Origin of the sequence: Mesonia maritima, assembly GCF_042433895.1 — a bacterium.
Lineage (GTDB): Bacteria > Bacteroidota > Bacteroidia > Flavobacteriales > Flavobacteriaceae > Mesonia > Mesonia maritima.
Genome location: NZ_JBHLUA010000003.1, coordinates 151412 through 174519, shown reverse-complemented (window position 1 = coordinate 174519; position 23108 = coordinate 151412). Strand labels below are relative to the sequence as shown.

Sequence of the window (23108 nt, the reverse complement as noted above, 5' to 3'; positions counted from 1 at the left end):
AATGAATTTAGAAGGAAAATTACATACATTTCCAAAAGCACTAAAATTATTAATCGGCACTTTTCTAATTGTGTTAAGTGTCGGTTATTTTACCGGTTTAACATTTGTGGGAGAAACCACATCAAATTCAGCTAAAGGAATTCAAGAAAATTATCTAGGAAACGAAAATGATGAAAATGCCGAGGTAATGAAGTTCAAAAAATCTGAACGAGAAATGCTCACTATTGTGCATACGCATATTTTATCGATGTCGGTTATATTTTTTTTAGTGGGAGGGTTGGTTTATTTAACTAAAGCGAATTTAAGTATTAAAAAATTTTTAATGATTGAACCTTTATTTTCGGTTCTTTTAACCTTCGGCGGAATTTATTTTATGTGGCAAGGTTTTCATTGGATGCGCTATATTGTAATCTTTTCAGGAATTTTAATGACACTTTCTTTTACTTTGTCTGTACTTCTTATTTTTAGTCAATTAATAAAAAAATGACCATCTGTTTATTAGATGGTCATTTACTATTTCTTGAGTTAAAATTATTTTTTAATAATTTTTAAAGTTTTTGAACCTCCATCTGTTGAAATTTTAACTAAATATATTCCGCTGCTTAACTGCGAAACGTCTTCCGAAGTTTTAGAAGCATTAATTTCTTTTTGAATAAATTTCTTACCTAAAATATTATACACTTCTACAGTCGAAATAAGATAATTATTTTCGATGTAAATTGTATTTTCTACAGTAGTCGGAAAAATACTTAGATTTTGTAGAGAAGAATCTGAAACTCCTAAGGTTTCTGTGACAATAATATCTAATAGCTCACTTTCACAACCATCCGTAGTTTGGCTTACATAATAAGTAGTTCCATCAACTAATTCAGTTGTATCAGGCAAAGGAGTTGTACCATCTGAATCTGAATACCACTGCAAGTTTTGTCCTGTAACATCTAAATCAGCTAAGGTTTCTCCACTTTCAAAAGTTTGGCTATTATTACCAACCGGCATAGCTGGGTCGGTTACAATAATAGCCTCTTCTACTCTAGATGAGTAACATTCAGTTTCTGTGGTGATTTCCCAATTATAGAAATAGTAATAATTTTGACTACCTGGGTTACCATTGAGAATAGCTGAGGTAATAGAACCCACATTATCAATTGATAATGGGTAGTAATTGTTAGGAAGACTATTACCTAGCTCTCTAACCATTTTAAAATCTATAGTTTGTATTATCCAATATGTTTCATTAGCTTGAAGATCGAAATCTACAGGAATCACATGTGGAGTAGTTCCTGAGCCAGCTGGAACATTAAAAGTATGCGAATCGACAACAGCTCCAGAACCATCCCTTAGTTCAACGGTAGTAGATCCAGCTGCTCCATCGTGATAAACTTCGAAAGAATTAAGTGTAAAATTCTGAGTGACATTAATCACCAATCCGCAACCGCTATTATCTATTGAATATTGACCATTTCCTGCTGGAGCAGATCGAGCAGAATTTACAGTAGCCGAACCATAATTTATAGCTTCAGCCCAATAAGATGCATCTGAAGTTAAAGTTGGTGTTGTAAAAGGGCTTCCCATACCAATTTCGTTTCCTCCTGTTGCGGCATCATACCATTTTACTTCTTGTCCATCATGGGTAACGGATAAAGTTGCAATTTCTCCTACACAAATAGAACCCGGTCCAGAAGTCGATGTTATTACTGGATCTGTACATTGAGCCAAAGAAATTCCTGGAAACGATAGTGAAATTATTAATATCAGTTCAATAAATTCACTTTTAAAGTATTCTTTTTTCATCTTATTTGGTTTTTTATAGTTATAAATATAATAATTTTATTAAAATTTTAATATTAATTTATTAAAATAAATTAATTGTTGTTTGCTTTCTATCTAATTTAAAAAGCCTAAATTTGCATGCAATTAAATATTTAATTGCTATGACTGCACACGAAAATAAAATTGTAGGTCAAGGACTAACGTATGACGATGTTCTTTTAGTTCCTGCTTTTTCTGAAGTACTTCCCCGAGAAGTAAATATTCAAACAAAATTCACTAGAAATATTACCATTAATGTCCCTATTGTTTCCGCAGCAATGGATACGGTAACTGAATCTCGAATGGCAATTGCAATTGCGCGTGAAGGAGGAATTGGAGTATTGCATAAGAATATGACTATAGAGCAACAAGCGCTTAAAGTTAGAAAAGTGAAACGTGCAGAAAGCGGAATGATTATCGATCCTATCACTTTACCAATTTCAGCTAAAGTGAGAGATGCTAAAGAATTTATGCGAGAGCATAGCATTGGCGGGATTCCGATTGTAGATGACGAAGGAAAATTACTCGGAATCGTTACTAATAGAGATTTGCGGTTCGAGAAAAATAATGAGCGTGCTATTTCAGAAGTAATGACTTCAGAAAATTTAGTAACCGTTGCAGAAGGAACTTCTCTAGATGAAGCTGAAGATATTTTACAAGCCAATAAAATTGAAAAACTTCCGGTCGTTAATAAAAATAACAAATTAGTTGGTTTAATAACCTTTCGAGATATAACCAAACTTACCCAAAAGCCAACAGCAAATAAAGATCAGTATGGAAGATTGCGAGTTGCCGCAGCATTAGGTGTTACAGCAGACGCAGTGCAGAGAGCTGAAGCTTTAGTAAATGCGGGAGTTGATGCTGTAGTTATCGATACCGCTCACGGTCATACCAGAGGTGTGGTTCACGTCTTGAAAGAAGTAAAAAATAAATTTCCAGATTTAGAAGTAGTGGTAGGAAATATTGCCACCGCAGAAGCAGCAAAATATTTAGTTGAAGCTGGAGCAGACGCTGTAAAAGTCGGTATCGGTCCAGGATCTATTTGTACTACAAGAGTAGTCGCTGGAGTTGGATTTCCTCAATTTTCAGCGGTATTAGAAGTAGCCGAAGCTATTAAAGAAACAGGAGTTCCAGTAATTGCCGATGGGGGAATTCGTTATACCGGCGACATTCCAAAAGCTTTGGCAGCTGGTGCAGATTGTGTGATGCTTGGTTCATTATTGGCAGGAACAAAAGAATCTCCAGGGGAAACGATAATTTATGAAGGACGTAAATTTAAATCTTACCGTGGGATGGGTTCTGTTGAGGCAATGGAAAAAGGTTCTAAAGATCGTTATTTCCAAGATGTAGAAGATGATATTAAAAAATTAGTGCCCGAAGGAATTGTGGGAAGAGTTCCTTATAAAGGTGAATTGGTAGAAAGTATGACTCAATTTATCGGTGGTTTACGAGCTGGAATGGGGTATTGTGGAGCGAATGACATCGATAGTTTAAAGCGAAATGCGAAGTTTGTTCAAATTACATCTTCAGGTATTTTTGAAAGTCATCCCCATGATGTAACGATTACCAGAGAGGCGCCTAATTATTCGAGATAATAAGAGAGTTTATTTTATAAAAAAAGAGATTTATTTTTTGGAGACTTTCTTTATAATTTTTCCTTCTGAAGTTTGAATTTCAGCTAGGTAAAGACCAGTTGGTAAAGAGGAAATATTGATATTGTTTCCGCTTCCTGACCAAATTTTTTTACCATTAAGATTATAAATTATGACAGAAGTTATAGGAGTTTTACTTTCAATAGTTAAGTCTCCTTGTGTGGGATTAGGAAATAAATTTAACGAAATGGTATTTACATTAGATAATGATAACACTTGATCTCTATTCTGAATATAGGCAGAAACAGGAATATATCCCTCTTGATTTACAAAAACCGCATCGGGAACATCTAATTTTATGGTATGATCTCCAGCTTGTAACGTTCCTAAATTAATCACGCGAATTGGTATTTTATCTCCAGGACACCAATTACTATCACTCCAGTCATTTCTATTGGGGTATCCCTGTAAATCACATCTTAGGTAAATACAGTTAGGCTGAGTATTATAAATTCTATAAGGCTCGCATGATTCACCGCCAGGTTTATACATATGAATTTGATTATCATCTAAATAAACAAAATGATTACGTCTGTTATATTCCTCACCTCCGGTATTTGCACCATGATTTGAAGTAATCAAATACAAATTGGCGTTTTCTATTGTTTCAGTTAAATTGAAATCTAAAATTCGGGTAGTTTCTCCCTGTACATCGGTTGCATTATAGTTATTAAGATCTTCTCTACAAGATAAAGCCAATAAAAAATTATCATCTGCATAATCAGGCATATTTGCGTTTTGTGTAGAAGTGAATTCTAGCGTTCCGTAGAAAGTGTCAATTCTCCCTGCACATCCCGCTACCTCATTTTGAGCTGCATAAGGAACACCAAATACTTCAAATTCTACCCAAATATCATATTGTGAAGTTAAATTAGAATCTTTTAAAATTTCTACTACATTATTTAAGTTGAATTCATAAGGAACTTCGGTGGGAGAAACATTTTTATTCATAAATGGAGTAATAATTCTAGCCACTTCAATTCGCATTACTTGAGATGGATCGTAAGTTTGTGTTCCTGTTGGTACAAACGACAAATAAACATGACCAAGACGATCGTAATTATCGCAAGCTGCTTTTAATGTGATATCTAAATGAAGCGTATTTCCTAAGCTATTTAGTTGAGATTGCGTAAGTTTTTTTGCGTATAAAGAATTTTTGTGTCTTATTACTCCGTTAGGAACTGGTTCGTTGACAGTTGCGGCGTAACCATCATAAAATAAGATTTCATCAAAAACTGTGAAGGTAGTTTGCGCTTTTGCTATAAAGCAAACGAATGTAAAAACTACAGTTAAAAGTATTTTTTTGTGCATAAGGGTTGAATATTAGCGTATTATTAATCCAACTAATATAGGGTATTTTTGAATATTAACTTAACAAAAAAAAGATCAGTAACGAATAATTACTGATCTTCTCAAAATTCTTAATACTTATTATTTATTCATCGTAAATATTGCTGTAAGAATTTCCTTCGGTCACAAAAAATTCTCCAGTTACATATCTAAAATGTTTGTCAAGCTTTTTAATTTTTTCTAAATCTTCTTTATCCAAAGAAACTTCAGCGCTTTCTAAATTTTCAACAATACGTTTTTCGTTGGTAGATTTGGGAATAACAGCCGTTCCACGTTGAACTGCCCAAGTGATTAAAATTTGTCCAGCAGAGGCATTATGTTTTTCAGCAATTTCTTTAATAGTATCATTCTCAAGTAATGATGGTTCGTTTTCCGCTTTCATATCATCACTTCTATCGCCACTTCCTAAAGGAGAATAAGCCGTTAGGTGAATATTATTTTCCTTGCAATATTTCAATAATTCATCTTGATGTAAATACGGGTGCAGTTCAACTTGATTCATTTCTGGAATTTGTGAAGTTTCTTTACTTAAACTTTTCAGTTTATTGATGCTGAAATTTGAAACCCCAACATGTTTAACCAAGCCTTGTTTTTTTGCTTCTAACATTGCATTCCAAGTTTCGATTAAAGGAACTTCTTCTAATGATAAAAAATCTTCATCTTTTTCTGGAAAACCTTCTAATCCAGGTCTAAATGCAACCGGCCAGTGCATTAAATAAAGATCTAAATAATCTAATTTTAAATCGTTTAATGTGTTTTTTAAAGCGGGAATAACATCTTCTTTTTTATGAGCGTTGTTCCAAAGTTTAGAGGTTACCCAAACCTCTTCTCGTTTTACTTTTCCTTCTTTAAAAACGTTTTGGAGTGCATTTCCCACTTCAGTTTCATTTCCGTAAACTGCTGCACAATCAATATGTCTATAGCCATTTTTCAGGGCGTGTTCAACAGCTTTTTCTACTTCTTTTGGTTTAGATTTCCAAGTTCCTAAACCAATTACAGGCATTTTATCTCCATTTTTAAATTCTAAATTTTTCATAGCGTTCTAGTTTTTTTACTAATATAAATAGGGAAGTGGGAGATAGAAAAGTTTACAATCACTTTAGCAATACTTTAATATTCAGCTTATCATATATCAATTTTTTTTCATCCGTGGATGAAATTCTTGCACTACTTTTTTTAATTTAGATCGATCGGTATGCATATAAATTTCGGTGGTGGTAATACTTTCGTGTCCTAGCATTAATTGAATTGATCTTAAATCGGCACCGTTTTCCAACAAATGAGTTGCGAACGAATGGCGAAACGTATGTGGACTTATGTTTTTCTCCAATTCCGCTTTTTTCGCTAATCGTTTTATGATGGTGAAAATCATTGCGCGCGTAAGTTGCCGACCTCTTCTATTTAAAAAAAGAGTGTCTTCAAATCCTTTTTGAATGGTTAAATGCGAACGAATTTGAGAAATATAAATATTGATAAGTTTTATTGTATAATTGCTAATGGGTACAAAACGCTGTTTGTTTCCTTTTCCGCTCACCCGAATAAAACCTTCTTCAAAAAATAAATCTGAAAGTTGTAGGGTAATTAATTCTGAAACACGTAAACCACAACTATAGAGTGTTTCTAGAATAGCTTTATTTCTTTCACCTTCAGCTGTACTTAAATCAATTTCTCTAATAAGTAAATCAATTTCTTCCGTAGAAAGAGTGTCAGGTAATTTTCTTCCAATTTTAGGAGCTTCAATTAATTCTAAGGGATTATTGGTTCTATAATCCTCAAAAATTAAATAATCAAAAAAGCTTCGTAAACCCGAAATTAATCGAGCTTGCGTTCTCGCATTTGTATTTTTTTTGGCGATTTCATAAATAAATTGTTGGAGTGTTTCTTCTGAAACAGTTTCAGGTTTTTCATTAGAGTCATTTTCCTCTAAAAATTTAATGAATTTAACAATATCATAAGAGTAATTTTGAATGGAATTGCTGGATAATCCTCGTTCAATTTTAAGGTAATGTTGGTAATTTTTAAGCAGTTGCCTCCATTTATTTCCACTCATATTCGTTGTTTTAAGCCTTTTTCACTTTAAGTCAAATTTAATTTTTATTTGGGAATAATTTTGCAAACTCACTTCTACATTTGTCAAGAATTTAAAAAACAAAAAGCAATGAAAAAATTAATGTTAACAGCTGCATTAGCAGTTTTAGGATTAGGAAGTGCAAATGCTCAAGCCGATTCAGATTTAGTTCAAGTAGGAGTAAAAGGAGGAATTAATTTTTCTAATCTTACAGGTGATGATATTGGCGACACAAAATCTAGAACAAGTTTTAATGCTGGTTTTGTAGCTGAATTACCAATTACAGAACGATTTTCTATTCAACCAGAGGTTTTATATTCTGGTCAAGGTTTTGATATCGAGCAAAGAGATCAAGAAAACTTTTTAGATAATGACGACAATATTGAAGCACAGTTAGACTATATTCAAATTCCGGTATTAGCTAAAATTTATTTATTTGATGGTTTTAATATTCAGGCAGGACCACAAATCGGATTTTTAATTAATGAAGAAATAGACAACGCTCCGCTAGACGATTCTGGTGATACCGATACTGATTTAGCTGAAGATATCGATTTCAGTTTAGCCACAGGAGTCGAATATAAATTTGATAACGGATTCTTTATACAAGCAAGATACAACTACGGATTTACAAAGGTTTTTAAAGAATCAGATTTATTTGGAGATCCAGACATTCATAATTCTGTATTTCAAGCAGGAATAGGTTTTATGTTTTAAACAAACTATAATAACCAAGTTTTGAAAAAGCTGAATTCAACTTGAATTCAGCTTTTTCATTTGAATAAATATAGATATTCTGAACTTTATGATTAAACACACCTAACGGATTCATTTAAAAATAATTTTCTCTTTTTATTTAATATTCAAAATAAATTTTATATTTGTTTTAACAAATCAAAATATTTAATCTATTTATTATGAAAAAAATGTTACTAACAGCTGTAATTGCAGCATTGGGAATTTTTGGAGCAAACGCTCAAGAGGGTTTTAAGTTAGGTGCTCACGTTGGTTTACCAATGGGAGATGCTGAAGACATTACCACATTAAATTTAGGTGTTGATGCGAGTTATCATTGGAATGTTGGAGAGGGTTTTGATGTAGGACTTGCAACTGGTTATACAACTTTTTTAGGAGATGATATTGATACTCCATTAGGTACGGTTGAGGCAGAAAATTTAAGCTACATACCCGTTGCCGCTTCAGCCCGTTATAGTTTTACCGAAAGTATTTTTGGAGGGCTAGACTTAGGATATGCTTTAAGTACTGATGATGAAGTTAGTGATTCAGGATTCTATTATCAGCCTAAAGCAGGATTCCAAACTATTAATTTTGATATTTTTGCATTCTATAAAGGTATTAGTGTGGAAGATGCTACTGCTAGTGCTATAGGTGTAGGCTTTGCTTATAAATTTTAGACTGAGAAAATACTTTTTATATAATTAAAAGCGAAGATGTAAAGTCTTCGCTTTTTTTACGGAAAATACTATCTTTAGCCTATGAAGATATTAATTATAAACGGTCCTAATTTAAATATTTTAGGAAAGCGCGAGAAAGAATATTATGGAACCGAAAACTTCAATGATTATTTTACGCGGTTACAATTTAAGTTAAAAGATGTTGAACTTTCTCACGTTCAAAGTAATAGTGAAGGAGATATTATTACATCAATTCAAGAAGCATCAACTAATTTCCATGCGATTGTTTTAAATGCTGCCGGATATACACATACTTCCATAGCTATTGCAGATGCGGTAAAAGCAATTTCTATTCCGGTTATAGAAGTTCATATTTCAAATGTTTATGCTCGCGAAGAATTTCGTCATAAATCATATATTGCTCCTTATGCTAAAGGAGTAATTACTGGATTCGGTTTAAAAAGTTACGAATTGGCTATTCTTAGTTTTTTAGAACTTGATAAAAATGATTAGAGCCTATTTAAATTGGAGTAGTGGTAAAGATGCAATGTTAGCACTTCACTTACTTCAGGATGAAAAAAAAATCGGTATTGAAAAATTGGTAACCACGGTAAATACAGATCTTAATCGTGTTTCTATGCACGGCTTGCCAATTAAACTACTACAGCAGCAAGCAGATTCTTTACAAATTCCATTGCATCAAATTCCGCTAAGGGGAAATGTTTCCTTAAAAAGCTATAATGAAGTAATGCTGAATCATTGTAAAAAACTTCAAGAGCAAGGATTTACACATTCAGTTTTTGGTGATATTTTTCTAGAAGATCTCAAAGAATATCGTCAACAACAATTAGAAAAACTACAGTTAACACCTGTCTTTCCACTATGGAAAAAAGATACGAAGAAACTTATTAGTAAATTTATTGAGTTAGGTTATAAAGCGATAGTGGTTTGTGTAAATGCAAAATTATTAGATAAATCATTCTGCGGAAGAATTATTGACCATAGTTTTTTAAATGATTTACCAGAAAATATTGATTGGTGTGGAGAAAACGGGGAGTTCCATACATTTGTTTTTGACGGTCCATTATTCAAAAAACCTCTTTCCTTTCGCGTAGGAGAAAAAGTTTTAAAAGACTATAATCCATCTGAAGGAGACGATTGTTTTAAAGATGAAAAAGAACAAAATTGGGATAATAAATTCTGGTATCAAGATTTAAGACCGCAATAATTGACTAGCAATATCAATATTAAAGTTTTCTTATGAATTTTTAACGAGAAGTTGAGAGATTGTCCATCATAATTTTTATTGCTTTGGAGCAAACAAAAAAACTATGATTATGAATAAAAGAATTTTTTTATTACCTGTATTATTTTTAGGACTGCTTTTAGGATCTTGTAATGATGATGACGCAGAAGACGTTGTAGATAGAATTCGCACAATCGACGATATTCCGGTTAGTGAAACAGCAACGATCGATTATCTACCTATAAATATTTTTGAAGTTCCTGTTGAAACCGACATAGATTTGCGTCAAGCACTTGAAAATGAAACCGGAACCGATGAAACAATTAATCAAGTTGAAGAAATTCAATTAGATGATCTTGATATTACATTGGTAAGTGCCGACGATCAAGAAAATTTCGATTTTGTAAACTCTGTAACTCTAGGAGTGCGAACCGATGAATTAGAGTATAAAGAAATCGCACATTTAGATGAAGTTCCTACCGGAAAAACAATGATAGAACTTTCTACAACCGACGATTACTTAGATAACTATGCAAAATCAGAAAGCTTAAAATTAGTCGTTAAATTTGAAAGTACTCAAGATGCTAATAATCTAGAAGTTCGATTAGATATGGAATTCGACGCTAAAATAAACCCTTCCCTGTAAGCGATCGACAATTAAATAGTAGTAGAAAAATCCCGATTTAAAATTCGGGATTTTTTCATGATAGTAGGAAAAAATAATAGTTAAGTGTTTTAATTTAAAACAACCGAATAGTTTTATTTTTCAAGAAAAAAACTACTTATTTTAAAACCAAACGTTATGAAATCTAAACTTTTACTATTGTTTATTATCCTAATTACTTTTTCATCTTGTTCCGATGATGATAAAACAGAAGAAGCAACTCAAATTGGGAAATATTCTATAAAGGGAAAATTTTTAGCACCCAATTCTGTAGATCCCATTGCGCAAGCAAATGTTCATTTATTTTCCAGTAATGCTGAATTAGCAAACACCTTAACGAATGAAACAGGGGAATTTTCCTTTAGTCAATTACAAGAAGGAGAATATAAAGTATTGTTGGAAAAAGGTCATTTTTCTAGTGAAGAAACAGTGGTTATAAATGAAAGCAACAGCGTAAATTCTATTGATATAGGAGATATTGATATTCAAACCTTTCCCAAAATTGTTGTGGTCACTGGACTAACACGTTTTATATGATATTGGTTTAGTAAACCCCATCACAAACGATCCTTTATTTGATATTATTGATGGCGGTTTTGGAAGTAGACCAGAAAAAAATAATGCAGAACACGTTCATCGTTCTCAATATCAAGGACGAAGTAATAACAACACATTAAGTTTAGATGCCAACGTTAATTTTACTTTTCCTGAATTATTAAATGATCCCGCTCTATTAGCTGAATATGACATATTATTTTTCAATTGTGGTTTAGATACTTCGCAAGCTTTTGAAAATTCAAATCTTTATGATTATGTAAATAACGGCGGAATTTTATACGTAACCGATTGGGCATTTCCGTTTTTAGAGCAAATTAATTCATTAGATAATACCAATTATATAATCTATGCAAATCCCTACAAAAGCGGAGTTTCTTTAAGCACAGATGCTACAATTCTGAATAGCAGTTTAAGCAATTGGTTAGATACAAATTTCGGAATCGGTGTAAATGGAGTAGTAACAATAGATGAATTTCTTGGCAGTTGGCAAGTTGTAGAAACCTATGATAACGCAAATGTTATTCCGTGGTTAAATGGAAGTGTAGAATATTTTGACGGAACAACTAACGTAATTAATAATAAAGATTTAGCTTTCACCTATTTAGTAGGAAATGGAGGGGTGTTTTATTCTTCTTTCCATACTGAAAATGAAGAAAGTGGTTTTTCTGACGTAGACAGAATTATGGAATATATGGTATTTGAATTATCCACCTTTCAAACAGTAAATGAAGAAGATTAATTTATAAGCTATCTCAGCTGAAAATAAAAAAGTCCCAATTCTTAGTTGGGACTTTTTTTATGAATAAAATTTTATTTTTAAATATGAATTACTTCATCATAAGCAGCAGCTGTAGCTTCCATCACTGCTTCACTCATGGTTGGGTGAGGGTGAACCGCTTTTAAAATTTCGTGTCCTGTAGTTTCCAGTTTTCTAGCTACAACAGCTTCAGCAATCATGTCGGTTACGCCGGCGCCAATCATATGGCAACCTAACCATTCACCGTATTTTGCATCATAAATAACTTTTACAAAACCTTCTTTTTTCCCTGCAGCACTCGCTTTTCCAGAAGCTGAAAAAGGGAATTTTCCAATCTTTAATTCATAACCAGCTTCTTTTGCTTGCTTTTCTGTCATTCCCACACTTGCGATCTCTGGTGTCGCATACGTACAACCCGGAATATTTCCGTAATCAAGCGCTTCAACCTTCATTCCTTTAATTTTTTCAACACAAAGAATTCCTTCGGCAGAAGCAACGTGTGCTAAAGCAGGACCGGCAACAACATCGCCAATTGCATAAACTCCAGGAACGTTAGTTTGGTACCATTCGTTTACAACAATTTTATCTTTATCGGTTTTAATACCTAAATCTTCTAATCCAATTTTTTCGATATTGGTTTTAATTCCAACGGCAGAAAGAACTACATCAGCTTCGAGCGTTTCTTCACCTTTTTTAGTTTTAACTTTTGCTTTCACAGTTTTTCCTGAAGTATCTACACTTTCTACTGAAGCGTTGGTCATTACTTTTATACCCGCTTTTTTAAATGATTTTTCAAATTGTTTTGAAACATCTTGATCTTCTAGCGGAACCAAATTCGGTAAATATTCTACTACGGTAACTTCAGTGCCCATTGCGTTATAGAAATGTGCAAATTCTACTCCAATAGCTCCAGAACCAACCACAATCATTTTTTTAGGTTGCTTTTTAAGCGTCATCGCTTCACGGTAACCAATTACTTTTTCACCGTCTTGTTTTAAGTTTGGTAATTCGCGAGAACGCGCTCCCGTAGCAACAATTATATGGTCTGCTTCGTAATCTTTTTTATTTCCGTCTTTGTCTTCAACGCTAACTTTTTTACCGGATTTTAATTTTCCGAAGCCGTTTATAACATCAATTTTATTTTTCTTCATCAAGAACTGAACACCTTTGCTCATTCCTTCAGCTACATCTCGGCTACGTTTTACAACAGCATCAAAATCTTTATCTGCTTTTTCAACTTTAAGTCCGTAATCTTCAGCATGATTTAGGTAATCAAAAACCTCTGCACTTTTTAGTAATGCTTTTGTTGGAATACAACCCCAATTTAAGCAAACGCCACCTAAACTTTCTTTTTCAATTACTGCGGTTTTAAAGCCTAATTGTGAAGCTCTAATTGCGGTTACGTAACCTCCGGGGCCACTACCTAAAACGATTATATCATATTTACTCATATCTGTAATTTTTTAAGCTGAATTAAGAATTGCGAATTTAAACAATAATCCCCATAACGAAAAGTTATAGGGATTTTTTAATAGTACGAGAATGTTAGTACTTATTTTTATTTCTCTATGGAAATTGTTTTTAACTGAAAACCTTGCTTTTGAATTGATTGTTGTAACGCTTCAAAGGTTTCAATATTATTGGTAGGATCATTCGCAAAATCTGATGGTACGATTACGGCTCTAAAAGATTGATTTCTGGTATAAAGATTATATTCTTGATCTGTAAATTGTCCAGGATCAAAATTCGCATCAATAATTATTTGAACATCATAAAAGGTATGATTAAATACATATTGAATAATGTTTCCATCATTTAAAAAGAAATTGTGTGGTAATTGAGTCCAAATAGGATTTCCATCATTATCTCTATTTTCAAGTCTATAAACCAACACAGCATCAGAATTTAAAATTTCGAATGGTAAATTTAAAAAAGTTCCATAAGTTCCTGTTTGCCCATTATAATTTAAGTTCACATTAGTATATTCTTGTGTGGTTCCAATTAAACCATCTTGACCATCGAATCCCGGAGGACCTTGTGGACCGCGATCACCTTCACAAGCAGAAAGTACCAAGACAGAAATACAAAATAAAAACAGTTTTTTCATAATTATATAGTTATTAGTGGTTATCAAAATTTATACTGGCAGAATTTACGCAAAAACGCTCACCGGTTTCGGTAGGACCATCATTAAAAACATGCCCAATATGTCCTCCACAATTTGCACATAAAATTTCAGTTCTAATCATTCCAAAGGTTGTATCTTTTTTATATTCAATACTTCCTTCTAAGGCTTTATCGAAACTTGGCCAACCGCAATTGCTCTTAAATTTTGCTTCGCTTTCAAAAAGTTTATTTCCGCAACCGGCACAATAATATTTTCCATCTTCAAAATGCATATTATATTTTCCGGTATGTGGAGCTTCAGTTCCTTTTTTTCGTAAAATTCTATATTGTTCTTCAGAAAGTTCGGCTTTCCAATCTTCTTCAGATTTTTCTATGCTGTATTTTTTCATAATTATTTATTTTCTGATATAAAATCCATGGCGTCACCATTCATACAATAACGCTTTCCGGTGGTTTCCGGTGGACCGTCATTAAAAACGTGACCTAAATGACCGCCGCATTTTGCACATAAAACTTCGTTTCTGGTGTAGCCTAATTTATTATCGGTAGAATAAAAAACGCCTCCATCAATTGGTTTATCGAAACTTGGCCAGCCAGTACCACTTTCAAATTTATTTTTTGTTTTATAAAGCGGATTTTTACAAGCGGCACAAACAAATGTACCGGGTTCTTTAATTTTATTCAACGGACTAGAAAAAGGTTTTTCTGTTCCGGCTTGTCTTAAAATATAATATTCCTCATCACTTAATTGCGCTTTCCATTCCTTTTCAGATTTCTGAATTTCAAACTGCTCGTTCTTAGGTTTTTTCTGAGCATTTCCTTGGCAACTTAGTAGTAAGGAGCAAGCGATAAGAAGGAAACTGAATCTTTTCATAATTAATTTTTAAGTAAACTTACAAATATTGAGCCATTTTATTTTTAGTCGTTTTGTTAAAGCGATGATAAACTTTTAATAGTGTAGAAATCATTTTTGTAATTTTAATTCCAACTAAAAAATCAACCCTTATGAAATGGAAAAATAGCAGTATAATCTTAGCTTTTTTGCTTTTACTAATTTCTTGTAACAAAAATCCGTTTACAGGAAAAAAAACCTTGGCATTGGTTCCGAATTCTGAAATTTTACCCATGTCATTTCAGCAATACAATGAATTTTTAAGCAATAATAATGTAGTAAACGGAACTGCTGAAGCGCGCATGGTGAAAAATGTGGGACAAAAAATTGCAACCGCTTCAGAACGGTGGTTAAATGCAAACGGTTATGAAGGTTATTTAGAAAATTATAAATGGGAATATAATCTTGTAAAAGACGATGCAGTGAACGCTTGGTGTATGCCAGGCGGTAAAATTGTTGTTTATACCGGTTTATTGCCAATCGCACAAGATGAAGCTGGTTTAGCAGTAGTAATGGGACACGAAGTTGCCCACGCGTTGGCCAATCACGGTCAACAGCGAATGAGCGCCAGCCAATTACAACAATTAGGTGCTGTTGCAGGAAGTGTAGCTTTTGAAGAAAATCAGCAAATATTTAGTACAGCGTATGGTTTAGGAACGCAAGTAGGAGTGATGTTGCCTTTTAGCAGAAGTCACGAAACTGAAGCCGATAAAATAGGGTTGACACTAATGGCGATTGCAGGTTATAATCCAGATGAAGCTGCAGAATTATGGCGAAGAATGCAAAAAAACAGTGGAGGTCAAGCTCCGCCAGAATTTTTAAGTACGCACCCGTCTAATGAAACACGAATAAATAATTTAGAAGCTTGGGCTGCAGAAGCAAAAGCTGAGGCTAGAAAATACGGTGTTACTTCTTTTTAAGATTAAAATAATGAGAAAATAAAAAAAGCTCGGAATTTTTTCCGAGCTTTTTTTATTGGCACCGCCAAAGGGTTTAAGACCCCGAAGGCTTGCCTTGTAATTGAAAATTTATTTCTAAAGAAAGTCTTTTAGGCTTTCCCTGAGGTAGTTTATTCATTTTCTGAAGAGAAAGTGGCTTCTACAATTTTTTGTGCTTCCTCTAAATGGGATCGTTCCACCAATAATTGAACTTGTCCCGGAAGTCCGCCACCAAAACCTGCTCGCAAACCAGATTCAAAATTATTTTTTACAATAGAATGAATACTGGCTTTTTTCAAAATAGATTGTAAGTATTGAATGTTTACTTCGCTGCCTGTGTAAACAGTTTCATAGGTAGATTCTTCGTTGCTCATAGTTTTTTGTTTTACGCAATAATTGAAAATTAAAAATCCCGAAGTTTCCTTCGAAATTAAAGTCTAACTCAGGATTTTATTTTTAAGATAACTTACTTAAAAGTAGTGATTTTCGGTTAAGCTGAAATTTCCTTTAAGTAGAGTTTAACGAAAAAAAATTACAAATCTACTTCTACTTGATTGTGCAGCAAGTCTTCAAAAGTTTCTCTTTTTCGAATTAATTTTGCTTCGTCATTATGCCATAAAACTTCAGCAGGTTTAAATCGCGCGTTATAATTACTTGCCATTGAAAAACAATAAGCACCGGCATTTTTAAACGCTAAAATATCGCCTTCTGAGATTTCAGGAATCGGTTTATTATTCGCAAACGTATCGGTTTCGCAAATATAACCTACAACTGAATAAAATCGTTTATGTTTAGTTGGGTGAGTTATATTCATAATTTCGTGCTGCGTTCCATAAAACATCGGACGAATAAAATGGTTAAAACCAGAATCTACTTGCGCAAAAACAGTTGAGGTAGTTTGCTTTACAGAATTTACTTTTACCAGAAAATAACCGGCTTCGCTAACTAAAAATTTTCCAGGTTCGAAGGTTAATGTTAATTCTTTTCCGTAGGTGTTGCAAAATTGATTAAAACGCTTGCTCAATTTTTTTCCGAATTCTTCTACATTGGTGGAAATATCGTTTTCGTGATAAGGAACTTTAAAACCACTTCCGAAGTCTAAAAATTCTAAATCCTTGAAGTTTTTAGCCGCGTCAAATAAAATTTCAGAAGCGTATAGGAAAACTTCAACATCCAGAATATCGCTTCCGGTATGCATGTGAATTCCGTTTATATTCATTTTCGTATTTTCTACAATACGCAATAAATGTGGCATTTGATGAATAGAAATTCCGAATTTAGAGTCGATATGACCTACGGAAATATTTGTATTTCCGCCTGCCATAACGTGTGGATTTATACGAATGCAAACCGGTGTTTTTGGAAATTTTGTTCCGAATTGTTCCAGCACCGATAAATTATCAATATTTATTTGAACACCTAATTCTACTGCCATTTCCAGCTCTTCCATAGAAACTCCGTTAGGCGTATAAATTATTTTATCGGGCGTAACGCCTGCTTCCAAACCTAATTTTATTTCCTGAATAGAAACCGTATCTAAACCGCTGCCTAAATTTTTTAATAATTTTAAAATGTTGATGTTCGAAAGAGCTTTTACCGCATAATTTATTTTAAGATTTTTTACATTTTTAAAAGCGCTGGTCAAACGTTTATATTGTGAACTTATTTTCGCGCTGTCGTAAACGTAAACTGGACTGCCAAAATCTTCTGCAATTTGTAAAAGGTCTTTGTTTTTCATGATAAAATTAAAAAGTTATAAAATAAATTGAGGATAAAAATACTACTTTAAGAAGTGAAAAGACTATAAATTACTTCTTAAAATAATTCGGTTTAAACCGTTTCGAAAATGGTTTTCGTTTTAATAAAAATGGAATAAAAGCAACTGATTTTATTTGTGAAAATGTGGGAAGTGAAGCTAAACTTGTAGCTAAGCCAAAAATAAAATTTGCTTTATTTTGAGTATTAAAAACCATTTGGCGTCAAAACTACGCATTAATGTAGTTGCTTTTCCAGATGGAAGTGTTAAAATTCTTTCCTTTTTTGAAGCCATAAAAAATTGCCATTCCTGCAATCCATTTAAACATAAAAAAAGCGATCATTAGAAATTCTGCGCCGGTTTGGTGGTTCGTAAATAAATTTGAAGGCAATAAAGCGGTAATCGCTACACTAAGAATAAGTAATAAAAGCAGAAAATTTTCGAGACTTTTAAACCACCACATTTTAAATTTCCGAAAAGGGCTAATATCATTTCCCCATTTGTGAATTAAGTAATAATAGCCATTCCCAATTGGAGCGAATAACAACGGGTCGTCTGCATTTTTAAGTTTAAATGCTCTAGATGGCGCCATTATTTTAAATCCATTTAATTCGGTTTGATGGTTTTTTTGTATTTTTTTTATTTTCTGAATAGCTTCATACGGAATTTCATTTTTGAATAAATGTGAATCTAAAAAGCGCAAACGATAATCTATACAAGTTTTCTTAATGTCTGAAAGATGATAAATTTCTGAGGATTCTAAAATCTCGAGATTAAAATTATTTTCAGTTGAAGAATGTTCGTTTTCTAAAAATTCTTGAATAGCGGTTTCTAGTAAAAAGTCGTTTTCTAAACAAGCAAAAACTTGTTGGAGAATATTTTCTTCCGTCACGTGTTTGGCTCGTTCTTTTTTTAGTTTCAGTTCCAAATTAGTTCGCTTCATCTTCTATGGAATTTTTATCTAAAATAAATAATCTTCAAATTCTAGTCAGTTAAAAATCACAGTTTAACAACTTTCCTCAAGCACTTCAATTTGTTAAATATCTATTAAAGTAAAGAAAAAAGAAAACCTTCATCGAGTTATCTTACGTTTATATGGCGAACTAAAAAATTAAATGTTATGAAAAAGCAAAATTTATTAAAGCAGAGTTTATTAGTAATTGTAATCTTAATCGGAAGTTTTTCTTTCGCGCAGACAAAAATGGTTGGCGGAGCTGAAATGTATCCTTCAAAAAATATTATTGAAAATGCTGTAAACTCAAAAGATCACACCACACTCGTAGCCGCGGTAAAAGCGGCAGATTTGGTAAAAACCTTACAAGGCGAAGGACCGTTTACCGTTTTTGCACCCACAAATGCTGCCTTTGAAAAACTACCAAACGGAACGGTAGAGACTTTGTTGAAGCCTGAAAATAAAGCGATGTTACAAGGTATTTTAACTTATCACGTAGCTTCAGGCAAATGGACTGCACGAAAAATCATGAAAATGATTAAGAAAAATGACGGAAAATTCACCTTTAAAACAGTAAACGGTGAAGAATTAACCGCAATGATGGATGGCGATATGGTAAAAATTAAAGACGTGGCAGGAAATGTTGCAACCGTTACAATTGCCGATGTAATGCAATCTAACGGAGTAATTCACGTAATTGATACGGTTTTATTACCAAAAAAATAATTTTCTTCGGAAAATTATACAGCGAAGAAGAATGAAAAAGCGATCGGTTAATGATCGCTTTTTTTCTGCATTCTAATAAAATTATAAACGCCCTTTCCTTCAGCAATTAATGTATCTTCTTCACCTTCTGAAAAAGCGCGCATTCGCACCACCATTATTCTATTTCCTAATCGAACCAATTCTCCTTCCACAATTAAAGCCGCATCTTTAGCTGCTTTTAAATAATCTATTCGCATATCGATGGTTGCCATTTTGTCTTTGGTTGAAGTGCTGTACGTGCTTCCTACAATTCCGCCAACAGAATCCATAACGGTGGCAATTATTCCCCCGTGCCAACGGTCGTTTCTAATATCGCCTACAACTTCTTTTTTAAACGGAACTTTTACCCGTGCAAAACCTTCTTCTAATTCGATTACTTTTAAACCTAAAAACCGATGAAGCGGAATTAAGTTTTCTGCCATTTTAATAATGAATTCTTTATTAATTTCCATAGCAATTTTTAAGTTGAATATTTTAAAATTACTATTTTTCGACATACAAAAAGCCGATTATCAGAAAATAATCGGCTTTTCAAACTTCTAATTTCTTTTAACGAAGTGAAGCGTTTAATTGCTTTTCAAATTGTGTTTGAAATTTATTCATCACCTTGTCAACTTGTTTGTCGGTTAAGGTTTTATGTTCATCTAAAAATGTAAAACTAACTGCATAACTTTTTTTGCCTTCCGGTAATTTTTTGCCTTCATAAACATCAAAAAGTTCTACTTGTTTCAAAATTTTCTTTTCGCTTTTTACGGCTATATCATAAATATCTTGAAAGCTTACCGATTGATCTAATAATAGTGCAAAATCTCTTCGTACAGATGGAAATTTAGCTATGGGTTTAAACGAAATATTTTGATTTTTTACAACTTCTATAACGTTATTCCAATTGAAGTCTGCAAAAATTATCTCCTCTTCGATATCAAATTTTTTCAGTAAAGATTTTTTGACAACTCCAAATTCTACTAATTTATTTTTTTGAAAATAAAGCGCTAAACCTTCAGAAAAATTAGTGGAAGAATTCGGCTTAAAGGAAATTTCGGTAATTCCTAAACGTTCTAAAACACTAGTGATAACTCCTTTTGTAAAAAAAAAATCACTTTTTTTCTCCGGACTGTTCCAGCGTTCTTGCGTTCTTTTACCACTAATTAAAAGTGAAAGGTGTTTTTGCTCTGTTCTTCCCGATGAAAAATTATGGTATGTTTTTCCGAACTCAAAGAATTTTAAATTCTCATTTTTACGGTTAATATTATACGCAGCAGCTTCTAAAGCACTGAATAATAAAGATTGGCGCATTACCGATAAATCTTGACTTAACGGATTTAGCATCTCTACATTATGCGCGGCATTTAAATCTTCAGAAAAATCTACATAATTTTTGCTGGTAAGTGAATTTGCCATCATTTCGTAAAAACCTTGTCCTACCAATTGATGCGCAATTATATTCTGAAGTTTATAATCTTCAAATCGCGTAGAATTAGAAATCGAAGCGTTCAACTTTTCATTAAACTCGATATTATTATATCCGTAAACGCGTAAAATTTCTTCAATAACATCAACTTCACGTTGGACATCTACGCGGTAAGCTGGAATGGTTAACCCTAATCCGCTTTCGGTAACATTATTTACGCGAATTTCTAAGGAAGCTAAAATAGATTTTATGGTTTCTTGCTCTATTTCTTGTCCGATTAATTTATTGATTTTATCGAAGGTTAAAAACACCTGAAAATCTTCAATTTTTTTCGGATAAACATCATCAATATCACTAGAAACATAGCCGCCAGCGGTTTGCTGAATTAAAAGTGCAGCTCTTCGCAAAGCATATTTTGTAATATTCGGGTCAATTCCGCGCTCAAATCGAAAAGAAGCATCGGTATTTAAACCGTGTCTTTTAGCAGTTTTTCGAATACTTACCGGATTAAAATAAGCGCTTTCTAAGAAAACGGTACTTGTTTTTTCGGTCACTCCAGAATGTAGACCACCAAAAACACCAGCAATACAAAGCGGTTTTTCAACATCGCAAATCATTAAATCGTCTTCGTGTAATTCACGTTCGACTTCATCTAACGTTGTGAATTTTGTTCCAGCTTTTGCACGCTGAACTTTTATTTTATTTCCAGAAATATAATCGGCATCGAAAGCGTGAAGCGGTTGTCCTAACTCGTGCATTACGTAATTGGTTACATCAACTACGTTATTTTTTGGGGTAATTCCTATCGCTTTTAATCTGTTTTGTATCCATTTTGGAGACGGACCAACTTTTATTTCAGAAATAGTAACTCCGCAATAACGCGGTGCTAAATCGTAATCTTCAACTTCAATTAAAATTCTTCGGCTTCTATTTTCTACGTGAAAATTACTTACCGATGGAGAATCTAAAGCGGTATTTATTTCCTGCTGAATAAAACCTGCTTTTAAATCGCGTGCTACACCATAATGACTCATTGCATCGGCTCTGTTTGGTGTTAAACCGATTTCAAAAACGTGATCGGTTTCAACATCAAAAACTTTTTTTAGAGGTGTTCCCGGAGAAAGTTTTTCATCAAGCACCATAATTCCGTCGTGACTTTTTCCTAAGCCTAATTCGTCTTCGGCGCAAATCATTCCGTTGCTCACTTCACCACGAATTTTTCCTTTTTTAATTTTCCAAGCTTCGCCGTTTTCGGTATATAAAGTTGTACCCACGGTAGCGACCGGAACATTTTGACCTGCTTCTACATTTGGCGCGCCGCATACAATTTGTACCGGTTCATCTTCACCAATTTCAACCGTAGTTACTTTTAAGCGATCGGCGTTTTCGTGGTTTTCGCAGGTAAGCACGTGACCTACCACAATTCCTTCCAAGCCGCCTTTTACAGATTCAAATTTGTCTATTCCTTCAACCTCTAAACCAAGATCAGTTAAGAGTTCTCCGGTCTTTTCGGCATTCCAATCGGTTTTTATAAATTGTTTTATCCAGTTGTATGAAACTTTCATGAATTATGTGCTTTTTTCGGTTGGCAAAGATAGGATTAATTTTGGCAAATCTAGAAGCAAAATATGGCTAGGTTTTTTGAAATATTGAATTGAATTTAGGCTTATCTTTAAGAACTAATTTTTCTTTTTATGAAAAAATCTATTTTAATTATTTCAATCGTAATTTTTGGCACATTTATAAGTTGTGAAAACCAAGAACCTACTTTTGATTGGCTTGTTGGAAATTGGCAACGAATTAATGATAAGCCTTCAGAAAATACGTATGAAAACTGGCAAAAAGTTGCTGCTGAAAATTACAAAGGAATCGGTTTTACATTAAAAAATGGCGATACTATTTTTAAAGAAAACCTAAGCTTACTAAAGAAAAATGAAACGTGGATATTTCAAGTAGAAGGTGTTAATGAAGAGCCGGTTTTATTTCCTATTGAAGTAATGGAGAAAAATAATTTTAAAGCGCGGAATAATAAAAATCCATTCCCGAAAATAATTGCATATGAATTTAATGGGGAAAATTTAAAAGCTAGAATTGCTGATGATAATGAAGAGGTTTTATTTGTTTTTGAAAAAAAGAAATAGTAAAAATTCAATTTTTTTTAGTTGAACAGTAAAATGAAAGAAATTACAGACTATTGTCCTACAAATAAAAATGACTGGAGAAATTGGCTGAAAGAAAACCATCTAGAAAAAGATGGCATTTGGTTAATTATTCATAAGAAAAGTGCTGAAAAATTTAATTTGACTTGGAGTGAAGCTGTTGAAGAAGCACTTTGTTTTGGTTGGATTGATAGTCTCAAAAAACCAATTGATTCTACAAAATATCGACAGTATTTTAGCAAACGTAAACCAAATAGTACTTGGTCAAAAATTAATAAAGATACTATTGAAAAATTAAGCAAAGCAGGATGGCTTGCTGAAGCAGGAATAAAAAGTATTGCAATAGCTAAAGAAAATGGTTCGTGGACAATTTTAGACAGTGTAGAAAATTTAGAAATTCCTTCAGATTTAGAAATGGAATTTAACAATCACCCAAATTCCAAAACTTACTTTTTAAGCTTAAGTAAATCGGTTAAAAAATCGATGTTGCAATGGATAGTGCTTGCCAAACGAACGGAAACGCGACAAAAAAGAATAAAAGAAATTGCAAGCTGCACTAGCCAACAAAAAAGGCCTAAAAATTTTTGAA

25 protein-coding genes are annotated in these 23108 nt (G+C 33.0%); 12 read left to right on the top strand and 13 right to left on the bottom strand.

Translation table 11 applies throughout. The features are described from left to right. Position 1: 1 nt before the first annotated feature. Positions 2-487 carry a hypothetical protein gene (locus ACFFGL_RS01800; protein ID WP_309727317.1) on the top strand — a complete coding sequence of 162 codons (486 nt, stop codon included), beginning with the start codon at positions 2-4 and terminating at the stop codon, positions 485-487. 44 nt (positions 488-531) lie between these two features. Here the strand turns inward: ACFFGL_RS01800 and ACFFGL_RS01795 are convergent, their stop codons facing one another. Beyond that, complete coding sequence (locus tag ACFFGL_RS01795; protein WP_309727316.1) at positions 532-1716, bottom strand: T9SS type A sorting domain-containing protein; 1185 nt, start codon at positions 1714-1716, stop codon at positions 532-534. Between the two features lie 215 nt (positions 1717-1931). On the opposite strand from ACFFGL_RS01795, the gene guaB reads away from it, so the two are divergent. Then, positions 1932-3404, top strand: coding sequence for an IMP dehydrogenase (gene guaB / locus ACFFGL_RS01790; protein ID WP_309727315.1), 1473 nt, complete (start codon positions 1932-1934; stop codon positions 3402-3404). Positions 3405-3434: 30 nt separating this feature from the next. On the opposite strand, the gene ACFFGL_RS01785 is transcribed toward guaB, so the two are convergent. The 3 genes from ACFFGL_RS01785 to xerD form a co-directional block, all read right to left on the bottom strand. Continuing rightward, positions 3435-4772, bottom strand: a complete 1338-nt coding sequence (locus ACFFGL_RS01785; RefSeq protein WP_309727314.1) for a peptide-N-glycosidase F-related protein — start codon at positions 4770-4772, stop codon at positions 3435-3437. 124 nt (positions 4773-4896) lie between these two features. Further along, positions 4897-5847, bottom strand: coding sequence for an aldo/keto reductase (locus tag ACFFGL_RS01780; protein ID WP_309727313.1), 951 nt, complete (start codon positions 5845-5847; stop codon positions 4897-4899). 96 nt (positions 5848-5943) lie between these two features. Beyond that, positions 5944-6861, bottom strand: a complete 918-nt coding sequence (gene xerD, locus ACFFGL_RS01775) for a site-specific tyrosine recombinase XerD (protein WP_309727312.1) — start codon at positions 6859-6861, stop codon at positions 5944-5946. Between the two features lie 108 nt (positions 6862-6969). On the opposite strand from xerD, the gene ACFFGL_RS01770 reads away from it, so the two are divergent. From ACFFGL_RS01770 to ACFFGL_RS01745, 6 genes are all read left to right on the top strand, one after another. Then, positions 6970-7596, top strand: coding sequence for a porin family protein (locus tag ACFFGL_RS01770; protein WP_309727311.1), 627 nt, complete (start codon positions 6970-6972; stop codon positions 7594-7596). A gap of 200 nt (positions 7597-7796) precedes the next feature. Next, positions 7797-8294, top strand: coding sequence for a hypothetical protein (locus ACFFGL_RS01765; RefSeq protein ID WP_309727310.1), 498 nt, complete (start codon positions 7797-7799; stop codon positions 8292-8294). A gap of 81 nt (positions 8295-8375) precedes the next feature. Next, complete coding sequence (gene aroQ, locus ACFFGL_RS01760; RefSeq protein WP_309727309.1) at positions 8376-8807, top strand: type II 3-dehydroquinate dehydratase; 432 nt, start codon at positions 8376-8378, stop codon at positions 8805-8807. After that, positions 8800-9522: a Dph6-related ATP pyrophosphatase gene (locus tag ACFFGL_RS01755; RefSeq protein WP_309727308.1), complete on the top strand. Its 723-nt coding sequence runs from the start codon at positions 8800-8802 to the stop codon at positions 9520-9522. The genes aroQ and ACFFGL_RS01755 overlap by 8 nt, the downstream gene beginning before the upstream one ends. A 109-nt stretch (positions 9523-9631) precedes the next feature. Further along, entirely contained in the window at positions 9632-10186 is a 555-nt protein-coding gene (locus ACFFGL_RS01750; RefSeq protein ID WP_309727307.1) for a hypothetical protein, read from the top strand. 156 nt (positions 10187-10342) lie between these two features. Beyond that, positions 10343-10741 (top strand): carboxypeptidase-like regulatory domain-containing protein, encoded by a 399-nt coding sequence (locus ACFFGL_RS01745; protein ID WP_309727306.1) that lies wholly within the window; start codon positions 10343-10345, stop codon positions 10739-10741. Between the two features lie 837 nt (positions 10742-11578). Here the strand turns inward: ACFFGL_RS01745 and lpdA are convergent. From lpdA to msrB (ACFFGL_RS01725), 4 genes are all read right to left on the bottom strand, one after another. After that, positions 11579-12970 (bottom strand): dihydrolipoyl dehydrogenase, encoded by a 1392-nt coding sequence (gene lpdA, locus ACFFGL_RS01740; protein WP_309727305.1) that lies wholly within the window; start codon positions 12968-12970, stop codon positions 11579-11581. Positions 12971-13077: 107 nt separating this feature from the next. Next, positions 13078-13626, bottom strand: a complete 549-nt coding sequence (locus ACFFGL_RS01735) for a hypothetical protein (protein WP_309727304.1) — start codon at positions 13624-13626, stop codon at positions 13078-13080. Between the two features lie 13 nt (positions 13627-13639). Beyond that, complete coding sequence (gene msrB, locus ACFFGL_RS01730) at positions 13640-14035, bottom strand: peptide-methionine (R)-S-oxide reductase MsrB (RefSeq protein WP_309727303.1); 396 nt, start codon at positions 14033-14035, stop codon at positions 13640-13642. Positions 14036-14037: 2 nt separating this feature from the next. Beyond that, positions 14038-14520, bottom strand: a complete 483-nt coding sequence (gene msrB, locus ACFFGL_RS01725) for a peptide-methionine (R)-S-oxide reductase MsrB (protein ID WP_309727302.1) — start codon at positions 14518-14520, stop codon at positions 14038-14040. A gap of 131 nt (positions 14521-14651) precedes the next feature. Between msrB (ACFFGL_RS01725) and ACFFGL_RS01720 the strand changes: the two genes are divergently transcribed. After that, positions 14652-15458, top strand: coding sequence for a M48 family metallopeptidase (locus ACFFGL_RS01720; RefSeq protein ID WP_309727301.1), 807 nt, complete (start codon positions 14652-14654; stop codon positions 15456-15458). A gap of 149 nt (positions 15459-15607) precedes the next feature. Here ACFFGL_RS01720 and ACFFGL_RS01715 read toward each other — a convergent pair whose 3' ends face one another. The 3 genes from ACFFGL_RS01715 to ACFFGL_RS01705 all read right to left on the bottom strand — a co-directional run bounded on the left by ACFFGL_RS01715 (position 15608) and on the right by ACFFGL_RS01705 (position 18175). Then, on the bottom strand, positions 15608-15850 hold the full coding sequence (locus ACFFGL_RS01715) for a putative signal transducing protein (RefSeq protein WP_309727300.1): 243 nt from the start codon (positions 15848-15850) through the stop codon (positions 15608-15610). A 158-nt stretch (positions 15851-16008) separates the two neighbouring features. After that, a complete protein-coding gene (lysA, locus tag ACFFGL_RS01710) occupies positions 16009-17214 on the bottom strand; it encodes a diaminopimelate decarboxylase (protein ID WP_309727299.1) in 1206 nt (401 codons plus the stop codon). A 247-nt stretch (positions 17215-17461) separates the two neighbouring features. After that, positions 17462-18175, bottom strand: coding sequence for a hypothetical protein (locus ACFFGL_RS01705; protein WP_309727298.1), 714 nt, complete (start codon positions 18173-18175; stop codon positions 17462-17464). 177 nt (positions 18176-18352) lie between these two features. Here ACFFGL_RS01705 and ACFFGL_RS01700 point away from each other — a divergent pair, with 177 nt between their 5' ends. Further along, the gene (locus ACFFGL_RS01700) at positions 18353-18910 is read left to right on the top strand and encodes a fasciclin domain-containing protein (RefSeq protein WP_309727297.1); all 558 of its coding nucleotides are present in this window, start codon (positions 18353-18355) and stop codon (positions 18908-18910) included. Between the two features lie 47 nt (positions 18911-18957). Here ACFFGL_RS01700 and ACFFGL_RS01695 read toward each other — a convergent pair whose 3' ends face one another. Together ACFFGL_RS01695 and pheT are read right to left on the bottom strand one after the other, a co-directional pair. Continuing rightward, positions 18958-19401: a hotdog fold thioesterase gene (locus ACFFGL_RS01695; protein WP_309727296.1), complete on the bottom strand. Its 444-nt coding sequence runs from the start codon at positions 19399-19401 to the stop codon at positions 18958-18960. Between the two features lie 97 nt (positions 19402-19498). Next, positions 19499-21925 carry a phenylalanine--tRNA ligase subunit beta gene (pheT, locus tag ACFFGL_RS01690; protein WP_309727295.1) on the bottom strand — a complete coding sequence of 809 codons (2427 nt, stop codon included), beginning with the start codon at positions 21923-21925 and terminating at the stop codon, positions 19499-19501. A gap of 129 nt (positions 21926-22054) precedes the next feature. Between pheT and ACFFGL_RS01685 the strand changes: the two genes are divergently transcribed. Together ACFFGL_RS01685 and ACFFGL_RS01680 are read left to right on the top strand one after the other, a co-directional pair. After that, positions 22055-22501, top strand: coding sequence for a hypothetical protein (locus tag ACFFGL_RS01685; protein WP_309727294.1), 447 nt, complete (start codon positions 22055-22057; stop codon positions 22499-22501). Positions 22502-22534: 33 nt separating this feature from the next. Beyond that, the gene (locus ACFFGL_RS01680) at positions 22535-23107 is read left to right on the top strand and encodes a YdeI/OmpD-associated family protein (protein ID WP_309727293.1); all 573 of its coding nucleotides are present in this window, start codon (positions 22535-22537) and stop codon (positions 23105-23107) included. The last annotated feature ends 1 nt before the right edge of the window (position 23108 follow it).